This is a genomic window from Paraferrimonas haliotis (assembly GCF_002282895.1).
Taxonomy (GTDB): domain Bacteria; phylum Pseudomonadota; class Gammaproteobacteria; order Enterobacterales; family Shewanellaceae; genus Paraferrimonas; species Paraferrimonas haliotis.
The window spans coordinates 174,435-188,327 of the sequence record NZ_NRRB01000006.1 but is presented as its reverse complement, the minus strand read 5'-3'; the positions used below and the strand labels follow the sequence as shown (position 1 = coordinate 188,327).

Here is a 13,893-nt window from a genome sequence, read left to right as displayed (position 1 = left end):
TGTTGCTATTGATTCGGGTGTGGAATAAAAGGCACCCGCTTCAACCATATTTTTAAGGCTTGCCAGTAGATAGCGGCTACGGTTTTCAGCGCCATCGACGGCAATTTGATAATAGTGTTACGCACCGTGGCTTTATTTAGATCGCTGCGTTTTAGATTCAACGTAGCATCAAACACTTTGTGCTGCTGCCAATTCTCTAAATGCAGCGCTAACTGTTTGTTTGGCGCGCTAAAGCGCCAGCGATATTGCATTTCCAACGGCATAAATGGTGACACATGGAAAGCTTTGTCGTTTGCTGATGTAGCCGATTCATTGGGCGCATCAACCAAGTAATAGTGGCGCTGATTCCATGGCGTATTGCTCACTTCTGCTAACAAGTACTTAAGTTGGTCTTGTTCATCGTAGCAGTAGTACATATTGATTGGGCTGAAGTACAAGCCAAAGCAGCGCGGTTGCCCAACAAACATAACCCGCTGCACGCCCTCGCCGCCGAGCTGATTTACCTTATTCAGCGCGGCGACCTTACTCAAACCTTCACCGTCCAAATAATCTTGCTTGTGCAAGCTTAGCGGTGCAAATCGATCAAGTTTTAGCCAAGGACTTAACCTATTCAAGGACTCCAGTTCATCCAAATCCACCGCCAATAAAAACATTTGATAGCGAAAGTGATGTTGCTTGGGGGTAAAGCGACGATGCCGCACCCAGCCTTGATAAATGGCGCTGTTCATCACAGCTCGATCCCAAAGCGGTTTGCCACATCCACCGCCGAACGAACACCGTCTTCATGAAAGCCGTTATACCAGTATGCGCCAGCGAAGTGAGTACGGTTTTGACCGCAAATCTCGGTTCGGCGTAATTGAGAGTTCATGCTTTCCTTGGTGAACACTGGGTGGGAATAATTAAAGCTACGTACAATTTTGTCTGGGTTAATGGCCTCAGTTTGATTCAAAGTGACGCAAAAACACGGCGCCTGTTCAGGTAGCCTTTGAAGGCGATTCATGTGGTAAGTCACCGCCGCCAAACGTTCGCTATCACCGTCAAGGCGGTAGTTCCAAGCCGCCCAAGCCGCTTTTGCTTTGGGTAACATAGCCTCATCTTGATGCAACACCACCTCGTTATTGCGATACTCCATTTTGCTCAAGATATTTCGCTCGGTGTCGCTGGCATCTTCGAGCATGGCTAATGCCTGATCCGAATGGCACGCCAATACTACTTCATCGAATCTCTGCACCTCGCCATTGCCCAAGACCAATTCAACGCCATCCGCAAGACGGCGAACCGCTTTAACCGGTGTGTTCAAATGAACCTTATCCTTAAAACCTTTAATCAAGGGGTCAATGTAGCTACGACTACCGCCCTCAATGACATACCATTGAGGTCTGTCGGCGATGTTCAGTAGGCCGTGGTTTTCGAAAAATCGCACGAAAAACAAGATCGAAAAATCTTTCATGGCTTCTAACGACGACGACCAAATAGCCGCCCCCATGGGCAAAATATAATGTTCACAGAAGAAATCAGAGAAGCGGTGTTGGCTCAGAAACTCTCCAAGGGTTTGCTCGGCGTCTAATTCGCCCTGGGCAAACACTTGTTTAGCCAGCTTGTTGAAACGTAAAATCTCCTTTAAGAACCCCCAAAATCTTGGGTTAAGCCAATTTCGCTTTTGCGCGAACAAAGTAGAGATTGAATGTCCGTTATACTCCAGCCCAGAGTTTAAGTTTTGCACACTAAAGCTCATTTCGGTTGGCTTTGAGGCGACTTCCAGTTGCCCAAGAAGCTTTTCGAAGTTTGGATAAGTGCGGTCATTAAATACGATAAAACCGGTATCGATGGCCCAAGGTCCCTGCTCAGTTTCTACGTCTATGGTGGCTGTATGCCCACCTATGTAGTCGTTGGCTTCAAACACATGCACGTCGTGCTCTCGATTTAACAAGTGTGCCGCCACCAAACCGGATACGCCACTACCTATTACTGCAAATCGTTTTTTCATCTATTGGTTGCTCCCTGCAAGGCCTTTTCGTGCCATCCATCGCCACAGCGAGGTGGGTAAAAGTGCCATGGTTTTTAGTATCCAAGTAAATCGACCTGGAAAGTTTATCTCTGTTTTGCCTTTGGCTAAATCGGTGCGAATAGCGGCTGATGCCTGTTCGACACTGATGCGCATAGGCATTGGAAAGTCGTTTTTATCAGTTAGCGGTGTTTTCACAAAACCCGGATGAATCACGCTTACCCCAAGTTGCTTGGGAGCAATATCAATGGCAAGCGTATGTGCCAAATACGAAACCGCGGCTTTACTGGCGCCGTAGGCTTCTGCCCGGGGTAAACTTAAAAAGCTCGCGCTGGAGCTCATCAGTGCAATGCGACCACCAGTTCGAATGCAAGGCAGCATGGCTTCGAGACAATAACCAACCGCAATCACATTGGTTTGTATGACGCGTTCAAATAAAGCGCTATCAAATTGCATGGGGGTGTCTATGTATTCGCATACCCCGGCGTTAAGAATCACTAAATCCAAGTCCTTCGCTGCAACATCGGCCAGCGCCTGTTTGATGCTACCGAGGGAATTAATGTCAAAGCTTAGTGGTTTAATATTGTCGTGTTGTTGGTGAAGCGCCCCTAGGGCTTCCAAATTGCGTCCACAGGCAATCACTTGCCAGCCGTTAGCTGCATAATCAAGGGCAAGTTGCTCGCCAATTCCAGAACTGGCTCCGGTTATCAATACACGTTGCTCACCCATGTTAGCTACCACTGGCACGACGTTTAACCGCTCGGATCACTCCGCCTAATATGGGCAACTGTTCATACAGCATCATGCCCAAATCCATGTAGTCGCGGTGGTAAGTAATTTTGTCACTGTATTTGAGGTGGCTCACTCCCGGAACTTCTACGGGTTTTCCGGAATTGAGCTTGGGGTGACTGTAGCGCATCAACCAAATCACAGTAGCTTGTTGACCGTCTTCAATGATGCGCTCTATTTCAAAGTCACACTGGTTAAGGTTTTCGTACAACCCAGCAAAATAGTCAGTAAGCTTGTCGATGCCCTCGACCCGATGCAGGGCGTCCTCGAACACGATGTGATCATCATAAACGTCCGCTAAGCTGTCGAGATTATGTTTATTAAGCTTTTGATAAAGCTCAGCGAAGTTATCCAACAGGTTGTTGGCCACCGGCTTCAATTCGCTTGCTTGCGCTTGTTGGGTTTGCATTATTGTTTTCCTAACACTTTAAATGATTCCAAGGCGCGTAATCGAGCAAACTTGTGTTCCACGATTGGCGCGGGATAGTCGCTTGGCCGGCTATCGTTATCGGGTAGATGAATCTGCTTATCCGATAGGCTTTCCAGCTCTTGCACTTGACTACGGATAAAGATTCCATTGGGATCAAAGCGTTGGCTTTGCAAAATGGGATTGAACACTCGGAAATAGGGTTGCGCATCACAGCCGGTGCTGGCAGCCCATTGCCAGCCTCCGTTGTTAGACGCCAAGTCAGCGTCAATCAGCTGTTCACTAAAGTATTGCTAGCCTTTGCGCCAGTCGATAAGCAAGTGTTTAGTTAAAAAACTGGCCACCACCATGCGCAATCGATTGTGCATCCAACCGGTTCGCTTTAACTGCATCATGGCCGCATCCACGAGTGGATAGCCTGTGCGACCATCACACCAAGCTTTGAAGTCTTCCTCACTGTCGTTCCAGCCAATCTTATTGGCCTTTGCATTGAAGTTTGCGCCCATACTCAACTTGGGGAACGCCACCAGCAAATGCCGATAAAACTCGCGCCAAATTAGCTCATTTAACCAACTGAATTGTTCCGACTTAGCGTTTTGCAACAACGTCGGCGACTGCTTAAGTATCGCTTCCACGCATTGACGGGCACTCACTACGCCCAAGGCTAAATAAGGACTTAACCTTGAAGTGGCATCTAAACCCGGATGATCGCGACGGTCGTGGTAGTTATCCATCTCCCCGCACACAAAGCGATTCAGCCTTTGCTGAGCATGCTGCTCTCCCCCAGGCCACAACTCATCTTCTTGCAGTGCCAATGGTTGGAAAGAGATTGAGGGGGGCGTTTGCGGTGTTGGAGTGGCAAGCGTTTGGTAATCGTAGGGGGCTAAGCGCGCAAGCCATGCATTTTTAAATGGCGTAAACACCTTGAACATTTGTTGTGATTTATTGAGCACGGTACCGGGCACCAAAACGCAATCACCCTGATAACCTTCAAAGCCAACCCCTATTTTGGCCAGCTCCGATGCCACAGCCCGATCGCGACGAAATTCATTCAATTCAGGCTCATTTTGCACATGGACGCAGTCAATCTTGTGGGTAATACAAAACTCACTGAGCAACGCGGGTATGTCATCAAAATTCTGGCATTCAAGCGATAGCAGAGGAACGCCAATTTTGTCTAGCGCTGTGCCCAAATGATGCAAATTGGAACAAATAAACGCTTGTTGTCGAGCGCCGACATTGTGTTGACGCCATTGCTCTGGGGTATGAATGAATACGGCGAGCGTCGTGCCCGTCGCCATTGCGCTGGTTAGCGCTTCGTGATCCGATACTCGTAAATCCTTTCTAAACCACATTAACTGCATAACAAGAGTTCCTTTCTAATCATTGTCATTTAGTGGTTGTACCTAAGCTTTAATACTTCCGGGTGAGGATCTAAATAGGCTTGCCGCTCAATGTAAGCGTTGGGATACAGGGTTAAGTAATGCTTAATTAACGTAACCGGTGCCATTAATGGCAACATGCCACGACGGTATTTATCAATACTTTCCGCCAACGCCACTCGCTCTGTGCTGCTGAGTTCGCGCTTAAAGTAGCCTTGAATGTGATTGAGCGTATTAGCATGGCCACGGCGTTTGGCATTATGACTGAGTATGTCCATAAAACCATTAACGTAATTGACACCCACTTCATCCAATTGTTCTTGAGTGATCTTAGAGGGATCTTTAAGCGAGTTGGCCAGCATGGGGCCAAGCTCATAGTACTTTTTCGGGTTGTGCGCCATTAGCATGTATTTGTAGCGCGCGTGAAAGTCGTATAGGCCTTTAGCTGTAATACCTGCGTGAGCAAAGCTTTGCCATTCGTGATAAGCAAACACTCGAGTCACAAAATTCTCTCGTAAAACGGGATCGTTGAGTCGTCCGTCTTCTTCGCATGGTAACAGTGGATGAGCGCGCATTACTGCGTCAGCGAAAATGCCAATACCGTCACGACTGGAATGGTTCTCTTTGGAGTGATATACCTTGACCCGCTCCATGCCACAGCTCGGCGACTTGGCGCAAAAGATGTAGCCGCTTAAATGTCCTAAGCGCTTTACAAAGCTGTCACTGAATTCCGTCATGGGCTCAGTGACGTCAAAGTCGCCTTTCGACGATTGCAGCTTAATGCCTTCACCGTGGTCGACTAAGCGAATTGTCTGACGAGGCGTGCCCATTCCAATAGCCATTTCCGGGCAAGCACTTTGGAAGCTGAAGAATTGACTCAGTTCATCTTGACAGAAACGACTTTGCTTGTGACCGCCATCGAAGCGAACTTTTTCCCCTAACAGGCAAGAGCTGATACCCACTTGAATTGCGTCCGGATTAAATTTACCCATGATTGTGCTTCCATATTGCGGTCTTACTTAACAATACTAGCTCAAACATGAATTCGATCACAGATATATACACATAATTTTAAAGGTCTTTAGATGCGCATTTCTGACTATAAATCAATTAGTTTGCCAACTTATGGAGGCAATTTGTAATCGAAACTCCCCCGCCTGTTTATCGGCAATGATAAAGCCTACTTCGCTAACGTCGTCAAATCGCAACGGCGCGGCATTCGCAACCGGCTGTCCGCGGAATTTTGGCTGGAAGCGCGACGGGTCAAAGCTGAATTCTTGCCAGACTCCCGCACGCGTCTGGAATGGGGCATCGTAGCCAATTGGGTAGGCATTAGCGCGGCTTTTCAAACGCAGGCGATAGCGCTTACCATCACCTTTCACCTTTATCGATATGCGCTGAGGTCGAAATAATGGCGCCGCTGTGGCCTGACGCACCAAAGCAAAGCCACCGTTGTTGGCAAGACTTACGAACCCTTCAAAGACACCAACGCCTTCATTATCGACAAAACGCCCCCGTGACAGGCCCCCCATTACGGTATCGTTAACTCTGCTCCAGTTACGACTGTCAACACTGATAACCTGTTGGTATTGCTCTGTCGAGATTGCCGCCCCCAAATCCATGTTAACCTCGGTCAAAATGAGTAACCTTAGCCGTCACTCATAAAACGAGAAGTCAGTTAGTTTGGATCAAACGGGCTGATAAGCGGTGTCAGTCGACCATCGGCAACTTGACCTGGCGAGCGGTCTGGTAACCAGCGCTGCATGTCATCACGGCGACCTTTGTTCCAGCGTTGCTGCGGGTCAGGGTCGTCGATAATGCGAGCGCCATCTTCAAACCATATTATGGTCATGGCTTCACGCAGTACTGAAGATGCATTATTGCTGGCACTGTGCAAACACCAACCACTATGGAACGTAGCATCACCAGCACTCATGTCACCATGGTTAACGATTTCAAAACCGCGCTCTTTACACATTTGTCCTAAAATGGCCTCTGATTCGTCGGATATTGGAATGTCTCCCAAATAGCCAACATTGCCGGTGCCTGATGCAAAGTCTAAGGTGCCCATCAGTTGGGTAACGTCCATCAATGGCATCCACATGGTAACGAATTTATTGGTTTCTAGAGGCCAATAGTATTGATCTTGATGCCATGGCGTAATCCCACCGCCGGCTTCTTTGTATAGGGCTTGATCGTGATAAACGCGCACCTTGTCGACTTCCAGCAACTGAGCCGCAACCGACGCCAACTTTTTACTGAGCACCCAATGCGCAACCGCTTGGTACTCTTCCCACAAGTTCATTATTTGCAAGAAGGCTTTGCCGTAAGTATCGCGCTCTTCTAGGGGAATCTGTTCTATTTTAGTCCGTCTATCGGCTACAGCGGCGTTGACCACGGCTCGAAACTCACCCACCTCTTGCTCTGTTAACAATTGGTCAATACGCACATGGCCGTCGCGCTTAAACTGTTCAATCAAGGTCGGAGATACCTCGATAGGTGTCAATAATTGGCTCATAGTTCCCTCTGATTTTTTCATCTTTATATCAACTTATGAGCATTAATCGCTTATTTCTAGCGCAATTCTGTCAAAAAATATCGAAAATCGACTCTTTACTATTGTTCGCGCGAATGACTTCTAAAAGCACGCGGAGTTTGTGCAAACTGCCGCTTAAATTGTGCGATAAAATGAGACGGACTGGAAAAACCCAACTCGTAACTGATATCCGTGATCGACTTAGAGGATTGGCTTAATAATCGCGCTGCGCTGTAAAGCTTGTGCCGCAGTTGGTACTGGGAGTAGTTACAACGGAATACTTTTTTAAATTGGCGTGAGAAGTGCGATGGTGACAAATGGCACAATGCGGCGGCTTCTACTAACGACAGCTCAACACAGGCCCGGTGACGAAATTTATCGACCACCGGAGCGAGCTTTTCGTAACCTAAACTGTAGCGAATTGGCTGAGCAACCGTGGTTACCGGTTGCGCGTATTGTGCCAACCACATCAATAGCAGCTGCAGTAAACTTTTCCCAATGATCCCCGTGGGTTCCTCTTGATAAGCCCCATACAACCAACGCGTTTGTTGCAATAGTTGGTTCATCTTTTGACGAGGCAAACGCCAATGCACCCCATGTTCAAACTGATTTCGAATACTGGCAAATTGTGGCTCATCTAACACGCTGGGAAGAAATTGTATGATGTACCAAGATTTTTGGGCTCGCGTTAACGAAAAATTATGAGTTTCAAGCGCTGGCGTAAACACCACATCGTGGTTAGACAGTTGCGACTCACCTTGACTGAAAAAATAGTGCCCATCAATTTCTTCAAAAATAATGATCTCATGCACTTCATGAAAGTGCATAAAACAGGTGTAGGGGTCGTTCTCACCGTAATCGACGTGATGAATTTCAAATTGGTGGCTTTCTTCGATGCAAAATGGCTCGCAGTATACTTGTTGCTTTGCCATAAATGTTATCCGCTATTTGATATTAGTCTTATAAATTCGCCAACCTAAGTCACAATTGCAATAAATATTTGATATTTATCAATACGAAAACGACAGAACTAACAACCTTGCTATGGTCAAATGGTTCATAACAATAATCATAAGAATGCGTCATGGAAAAACTTTCGAAAGCCATTATAAGTGATGGCAAAGGACACTTTGAACTGTCCACCATTAAGGTGGGTATGCCTAAAGCCGACGAAGTTCGAATAAAAATTATGGCCGCTGGCCTGTGCCATACCGATTGGGATTCAATCAATACATGGAACAAACGGTTTATTGTTGGACACGAGGGCGCAGGTATTGTTGACGCCGTTGGCGATCAAGTAACCGATTTAGTTATTGGCGACAAAGTCATACTTAACTGGGCCATTCCTTGCGGACATTGCATGCAATGCCAATCCGGAAACTTACACATTTGCGAAAATAATTCTCCCGTGTGTGGATGTGAGTTAAAAGGTCACGCCCACCCTCAAAGCAGCACCTGCGATGGCGAGGCAATTGAGCGTTCATTTCACCTAGGCACCTTTAGCGAATACACAGTGGTTAAGCGTGCCGCCGCGGTCAAATTTGAACAGCCACTGGATTACTCCGGCGCGGCTATTATCGGCTGTGGCGTTATGACGGGTTGGGGCTCCGCCGTTAATGCTGCTAAGGTCAGTGCCAACAGCAGCGTTGCCGTGATTGGTTGCGGCGGCGTAGGCCTGAACGCAATTCAAGGCGCTAAAAACTGCCAAGCAGCCAGCATCATTGCCATCGATATTAGTGAGGAGAGGCTACAACAAGCACGCTCATTTGGTGCAACTCATACCCTGTTATCAGATCCTAATGATAAAGAGTTAGTTAACTTACGCAAACAAGTTAAAGCCCTCACCAATGGCCGAGGTGCCGACTTTGCTTTCGAATGTACCGCCATACCTGAATTGGGTTCTGCACCGCTGGCGTTAGTGCGAAATGCCGGTACTGCGGTGCAGGTCAGCGGCATTGAGCAGCGCATAGACTTTGATTGCGAGCTGTTCGAATGGGACAAAATCTACATCAATCCACTGTACGGCATGTGTAACCCGCAGCGAGATTTTAATCGAATTCTCGACTTATACAGCCAAGGCGAACTAAAAATTAATGAGTTAGTAAGCAAACGCTATCAATTTGACAATCTTGCCCAAGGGTTTGACGACATGCTAAATGGCCGGATTGCCAAAGGCGTGCTGCAAATCAGCAACGAGGAGTGCTTATGAGTATTTTGCGCCTAGAGGTTTCAAACCCAGATTATTCACCCGCAAACACTCAAACGATTACGGTGCATTCCAGCCATCTAACGCGACGTCATGATATCACGGTTTATAACGCTCAAAGCCAAGCTAAAAACCTGGCCGTAGTCGTCTTGCTTCATGGTGTATACGGCAATCACTGGGTGTGGATGCAAATGGGCGGTGTTCATCAGGTTTATGAACGACTTCGCCAGCAGGGGTTGCAGGAGTTTGTGTTGGTCATGCCCAGCGACGGTGGTTATATGGATGGCTCTGCCTATTTGGATTTGGCCGAGGCAGGCAACTACCAGCAATGGATCATGGAAGACGTTTTTGCGGCCGTGCAACAAAGTGTGACTGCGGTAAGTGAACGCAGTCGCTGGTACATCAGTGGCTTGTCTATGGGAGGCTTTGGTGCCTTGTTATTAGGTTGTCAGTTTAGCCAGCGTTTTAGCGGCATAAGCGCCCACTCGTCCATCACTAACCCAAGTCAACTGTCGCAGTTTGTCGACTACCCATTGCACTGCTATCCACAATTAGAAAAAGCCGAACATTTACCACAATACTGGGCCGTAAAAGGAAACATTCCGCCGCTACGGTTTGACTGTGGTGCAGACGATCCATTATTGCTCGCTAACATCGAACTTCATCAAATATTGACTCAAGCAGGCGTCGACCATGAATTCGAGCAGTTAAGTGGTGGCCATGAATGGCCTTACTGGCATAAAAACGTCGAAAAATCGTTTCGATTCTTCGACGTCATTGAGCGTAAATATCAGGCGCTGTAATTGAAACTTAACTGAGACGACGCGCCTTAAAGCTGCGCCCTTTCATCTTTTGTTTATTAAGCAGATTAAGCGCCACGTTGCCACGTTGTCGTTTAACCGCTACATAGGCAGTAAAATCAAACACCTGAATTTTACCCACCTCATTACCTGCTATCTGTTTGCTGGCGGTAAGCGCACCTAAAATGTCACCGGGACGCAGCTTCTGCTTTTTACCCGCATCAATTTGCAAGCACACCCATTGCGCCTTACGCGCTTGGCTTTGTTCGCTTGAGAGGTTTGGCAAGGCTTGAGTTGGCAAAGTTCGACCGAGATAATCTTCTAAGCGTATGAGCTTACCCGCTTCGTTATCCGCCACTAAGGTTACAGCCAACCCTTGAGCGCCTGCGCGCCCAGTGCGACCAATTCGATGCACATGCACCTCGGGATCCCGAGTGACGTGGTAATTCACCACCAGCTCAACTTGGTCAATGTCCAAGCCGCGGGCAGCTACATCGGTTGCCACTAAAATGTTGACGCTTTTATTAGCAAAACGCACTAAGGTTTGGTCGCGCATGCGCTGGTCCAAATCGCCGTGCAACGCCATGGCGCTAAAACCTGCTTGAGCTAAGCTATCCGCAACCTCTTGCGTCTCGACTTTGGTGGTGCAAAACACCACACTCGACTCCACCGAATGCGCTAACAACACGCGCTGCAGCGCATCTAAGCGCTCCGATTTGTCCGCCAGCTGATAGAAACGCTGCTCAATGGTGTTGGATTCGTGCTGAGACGGCGCCTTAACGGTTACCGGTGAGCGCATAATGTGCTTAGCCATTTGGTTAATTTGCGCTGGAAACGTAGCGCTAAACAGCAAACTTTGGCGCTGTGGTGGGGTGTTATCGATAATGGTGGTTAACGCGTCTTCAAAGCCCATTTCAAGCATTCTATCCGCTTCATCCAGCACTAAGGTGTTTAAATAGCGAAAATGCAGCGTACCTTTACCAATATGATCTTCAATGCGCCCTGGCGTGCCCACCACTATGTGCGCGCCGTGCTCTAACGAAGCCCGTTGTGGCGCAAAGGGGACGCCACCGCACAGGGTTAGAATTTTAACGTTGGGAATGGCACGAGCTAGCAAGCGCAGTTGTTTCGCCACTTGATCCGCCAGTTCTCGGGTTGGGCAAAGCACCAAGCCTTGAATGCAAAATCGCTTAGGCTCAAGGTTTTGCAGTAAACCTAAACCAAAAGCCGCGGTCTTGCCTGAGCCGGTTTTCCCCTGAGCAATGACGTCTTTGCCCGCCACTATCTCCGGTAAGCTTAATGCTTGAATGGGAGTCATTTCTGCAAAGCCCAATGAGTCTAGATTGGCAAGCAGTTGCGGTTTTAGGGTTAGTCGAGAAAAAGCGGTGGCAGACACAGTCATCATCCAAAAGTATACAATTGGCCGCTAGTTTAGCAGAAAAGCCAGACGCAGACTGTTAACTGGGTAACTTAGTGTTAACTAAATTGCTTTTGCCGATAGGAAACCCCTTTAACCGCTATCAAGAGGTAAACCCCAAACAACAGCCACAATTGCAGCCACTCATAAAACACACTGTGCCAAGGCGCTGCCATTTGATTAAGCTTGACCATGCCCACAATACCTGGAGTTGCGGGAATTAACTGACTGAGCCAAACAATGGCTTGGGGAATCAATTCAAGGGGCCAAATAAGTCCACTGGCAAACAAAATGGGCATGGATATCAGCAGCACAATTTGGGTGGGCATATCCCGGCGCAAATACAAGCAACTAACGGCAATACCAAAGGCCGAACTGGCCAGTAAAAACGGCAGCATCATTAACATGACTTCATGCAAATGCCCTTGAACCGTAAGCCGATAATGATAATGGCAGTAACCCAGATAAAAACTGGCGAAAATAAGGTATAAGGTGAAAAAGGCCATGACCCGACTCAACACCAAGGTCAACGGTTTTTGGGTTTGCCAATAGCCTGCGTGACGCCACTGCCCTGCCCCTAAAATGCCAGAGCCAATCAACAGGGTTTGGTGCAACACCAACACCATCACCGCCGGCACGATGTACGACATATAACCTAAGCTGGGGTTAAACGCAGGCACACTATTAAGCTTAATCGCATTAACCGTAAGTTCTGCCTTTTTCGGGTTTTCGCCGCGAGCCAGCATGCCTAATACCTGCAAACGCTTGGCGGAATCTAAGTCCACTGTAATGAGCCCTTCGGCAATGGCCGAATAGACCAAGAAGAAATTGGCATCGCCGCCATAGGCCAAGGTACTGCCGTGAGCCAATAACAAGTTTCGGCGAAATCCTTCCGGGATCACCATCACACCATGGGCACGGCCATCCGCTATCCATTGCTCTGCCTCACTTAAACTGGCTGCTTGGCCTACGATTTCGACTTTAGGCGAGGCATCGGCGTGACGAATGATTTGTCGGCTGGCACTGCTGCTGTCGTTATCCACCACTACCACTGCTTGCTCGGTGGCCACTTCGTGCAAATAAGGCAAAGGGTACATAAAGGCATAAAAAACGATGCCGCCAAACAGGGTCACCAATATGGCTTTGTCCGCCAATATTGCTTGAAGCTCTTGCCGGTATAATTGCCAATAACTCATTGCATCACCTGCGCTGCTTTCTTGCGGCTCACCAAAATGGCGATGACCGCGAACAGAGCAAACACCCAATAAGAGCTCATGTCACTAATAATTGCCCCATAGTGTTGTTGATACACCAGCAAGCCTAAATGACTATCAATGTAGTGGCTCGATGGCATTAGTAAGCGCCAAAGCTGTGCCGCTAACGGCATGTCGTGAACCGGGAACGTGACCCCAAGGTAAGGGAATGCCGGCGCGAACAAGGCCGCCCCAAAACTCACCACCCGAGCGCTTTCTTGCAACAACCAAAAAATGGCCAGCACAATCAGCCAAATGGCGATGATCATCATCAATTGCAGCGGCAACAACGCTATCATAGAGCCCACCACGCTTTCGCCAAGCAAGGCGTAAACCAGCATCATGGTGGCACTAAATTGAAGAGTGAGCAGTGGCACGTAGAACAGGGTTTTAGCCCACAACGCCCGTGCCAACCCATGCTCTAGCCACTGTTTCATGGTGTTATGCCTAAGCTCGGAAGTTAAGCCATTCGCAAAAATCAGCATGGCAATAATTTGCGCAAGCGCCACCGTGATACCCGGCAACAAAAAGCGATCGTAGTCGTTATTGCGGTTATACAGCGCCGTCACTTGATGATGAATGGGGCTAACGTTAATGTGTGCCTGAGCTTTAGGGATGCCTTGTAGCAATTGCCGCGCCATGGACACTTGCTTTAGTCCGTCAGCTAATGTGGCTTGAATTTGACTCGACAACAGCTTACCCACCAGCAAAAATTGGCTGTTGTAACGAACATCAATAATGGGGCTTTTACCGGTGAGCAAGTCTTTACGCATGTTGTCAGGGTATATCACCAGCGCGTATACCTTGCCTTCACTCATGGCTAATTTGGCTTGCGTGATATCGCTAAAGGCTTGTGGCACGGTTACTGGATTCGCAACCAGATTACGGGTGAGCAAACGACTGATGTGGCTTTGGTCATGATCAATAACGGCAATGGGAAGATGGCGGGGAGTGGCTGCACTGAACAACCACCACAACATCAGCACCGATATCACCGGAATGTAGCTTAGCAGGGCTAACATCCAAGGATCGGCGCGAAATCGTTGCCATTCTCGTTTTATCAATCCACTCAACATGG

13 protein-coding genes and 1 pseudogene are annotated in these 13,893 nt (G+C 48.1%); 2 read left to right on the top strand and 12 right to left on the bottom strand.

The window, feature by feature from the left end:
• Positions 1-5: 5 nt before the first annotated feature.
• From CLC91_RS12830 to CLC91_RS12790, 9 genes and pseudogenes are all read right to left on the bottom strand, one after another.
• The gene (locus CLC91_RS12830; RefSeq protein ID WP_095500505.1) at positions 6-728 is read right to left on the bottom strand and encodes a DUF1365 domain-containing protein; all 723 of its coding nucleotides are present in this window, start codon (positions 726-728) and stop codon (positions 6-8) included.
• A complete protein-coding gene (locus CLC91_RS12825) occupies positions 728-1,987 on the bottom strand; it encodes an NAD(P)/FAD-dependent oxidoreductase (RefSeq protein ID WP_095498748.1) in 1,260 nt (419 codons plus the stop codon). Before CLC91_RS12825 ends, CLC91_RS12830 begins: the two co-directional genes overlap by 1 nt.
• Entirely contained in the window at positions 1,988-2,734 is a 747-nt protein-coding gene (locus CLC91_RS12820; RefSeq protein WP_095500533.1) for an SDR family NAD(P)-dependent oxidoreductase, read from the bottom strand.
• A 1-nt stretch (position 2,735) separates the two neighbouring features.
• Positions 2,736-3,203, bottom strand: a complete 468-nt coding sequence (locus tag CLC91_RS12815; protein ID WP_095498746.1) for a nuclear transport factor 2 family protein — start codon at positions 3,201-3,203, stop codon at positions 2,736-2,738.
• Positions 3,203-4,576: pseudogene (gene phrB / locus CLC91_RS12810) on the bottom strand (deoxyribodipyrimidine photo-lyase). The gene CLC91_RS12815 and the pseudogene phrB overlap by 1 nt, the downstream one beginning before the upstream one ends.
• 38 nt (positions 4,577-4,614) lie before the next feature.
• Positions 4,615-5,595: a YbgA family protein gene (locus tag CLC91_RS12805; protein ID WP_095500504.1), complete on the bottom strand. Its 981-nt coding sequence runs from the start codon at positions 5,593-5,595 to the stop codon at positions 4,615-4,617.
• Positions 5,596-5,709: 114 nt separating this feature from the next.
• Entirely contained in the window at positions 5,710-6,240 is a 531-nt protein-coding gene (locus CLC91_RS12800) for a CIA30 family protein (RefSeq protein WP_095500503.1), read from the bottom strand.
• Between the two features lie 41 nt (positions 6,241-6,281).
• Positions 6,282-7,121, bottom strand: a complete 840-nt coding sequence (locus tag CLC91_RS12795; protein WP_198950934.1) for a phytanoyl-CoA dioxygenase family protein — start codon at positions 7,119-7,121, stop codon at positions 6,282-6,284.
• 98 nt (positions 7,122-7,219) lie between these two features.
• On the bottom strand, positions 7,220-8,071 hold the full coding sequence (locus tag CLC91_RS12790) for a helix-turn-helix transcriptional regulator (protein WP_095498741.1): 852 nt from the start codon (positions 8,069-8,071) through the stop codon (positions 7,220-7,222).
• A 152-nt stretch (positions 8,072-8,223) separates the two neighbouring features.
• Between CLC91_RS12790 and CLC91_RS12785 the strand changes: the two genes are divergently transcribed.
• On the top strand, positions 8,224-9,348 hold the full coding sequence (locus CLC91_RS12785; protein ID WP_095498740.1) for a Zn-dependent alcohol dehydrogenase: 1,125 nt from the start codon (positions 8,224-8,226) through the stop codon (positions 9,346-9,348).
• On the top strand, positions 9,345-10,148 hold the full coding sequence (locus tag CLC91_RS12780) for an alpha/beta hydrolase (protein WP_095498739.1): 804 nt from the start codon (positions 9,345-9,347) through the stop codon (positions 10,146-10,148). Before CLC91_RS12785 ends, CLC91_RS12780 begins: the two co-directional genes overlap by 4 nt.
• Before the next feature lie 7 nt (positions 10,149-10,155).
• Here CLC91_RS12780 and dbpA read toward each other — a convergent pair whose 3' ends face one another.
• From dbpA to CLC91_RS12765, 3 genes are all read right to left on the bottom strand, one after another.
• Entirely contained in the window at positions 10,156-11,547 is a 1,392-nt protein-coding gene (gene dbpA, locus CLC91_RS12775; protein ID WP_408634232.1) for an ATP-dependent RNA helicase DbpA, read from the bottom strand.
• A gap of 74 nt (positions 11,548-11,621) precedes the next feature.
• Complete coding sequence (locus CLC91_RS12770) at positions 11,622-12,758, bottom strand: ABC transporter permease (protein WP_095500502.1); 1,137 nt, start codon at positions 12,756-12,758, stop codon at positions 11,622-11,624.
• Positions 12,755-13,891: an ABC transporter permease gene (locus tag CLC91_RS12765; RefSeq protein ID WP_233132631.1), complete on the bottom strand. Its 1,137-nt coding sequence runs from the start codon at positions 13,889-13,891 to the stop codon at positions 12,755-12,757. The genes CLC91_RS12770 and CLC91_RS12765 overlap by 4 nt, the downstream gene beginning before the upstream one ends.
• Positions 13,892-13,893: the final 2 nt, after the last annotated feature.

What these genes read in the sequence shown, in the direction of transcription:
- CLC91_RS12830 (WP_095500505.1), bottom strand. Translation starts at nt 728, where the DNA reads ATGAACAGCGCCATTTATCAAGGCTGGGTGCGGCATCGTCGCTTTACC.
- CLC91_RS12825 (WP_095498748.1), bottom strand. Translation starts at nt 1,987, where the DNA reads ATGAAAAAACGATTTGCAGTAATAGGTAGTGGCGTATCCGGTTTGGTG.
- CLC91_RS12820 (WP_095500533.1), bottom strand. Translation starts at nt 2,734, where the DNA reads ATGGGTGAGCAACGTGTATTGATAACCGGAGCCAGTTCTGGAATTGGC.
- CLC91_RS12815 (WP_095498746.1), bottom strand. Translation starts at nt 3,203, where the DNA reads ATGCAAACCCAACAAGCGCAAGCAAGCGAATTGAAGCCGGTGGCCAAC.
- CLC91_RS12805 (WP_095500504.1), bottom strand. Translation starts at nt 5,595, where the DNA reads ATGGGTAAATTTAATCCGGACGCAATTCAAGTGGGTATCAGCTCTTGC.
- CLC91_RS12795 (WP_198950934.1), bottom strand. Translation starts at nt 7,121, where the DNA reads ATGAGCCAATTATTGACACCTATCGAGGTATCTCCGACCTTGATTGAA.
- CLC91_RS12790 (WP_095498741.1), bottom strand. Translation starts at nt 8,071, where the DNA reads ATGGCAAAGCAACAAGTATACTGCGAGCCATTTTGCATCGAAGAAAGC.
- CLC91_RS12785 (WP_095498740.1), top strand. Translation starts at nt 8,224, where the DNA reads ATGGAAAAACTTTCGAAAGCCATTATAAGTGATGGCAAAGGACACTTT.
- CLC91_RS12780 (WP_095498739.1), top strand. Translation starts at nt 9,345, where the DNA reads ATGAGTATTTTGCGCCTAGAGGTTTCAAACCCAGATTATTCACCCGCA.
- dbpA (WP_408634232.1), bottom strand. Translation starts at nt 11,547, where the DNA reads ATGACTGTGTCTGCCACCGCTTTTTCTCGACTAACCCTAAAACCGCAA.
- CLC91_RS12770 (WP_095500502.1), bottom strand. Translation starts at nt 12,758, where the DNA reads ATGAGTTATTGGCAATTATACCGGCAAGAGCTTCAAGCAATATTGGCG.
- CLC91_RS12765 (WP_233132631.1), bottom strand. Translation starts at nt 13,891, where the DNA reads ATGTTGAGTGGATTGATAAAACGAGAATGGCAACGATTTCGCGCCGAT.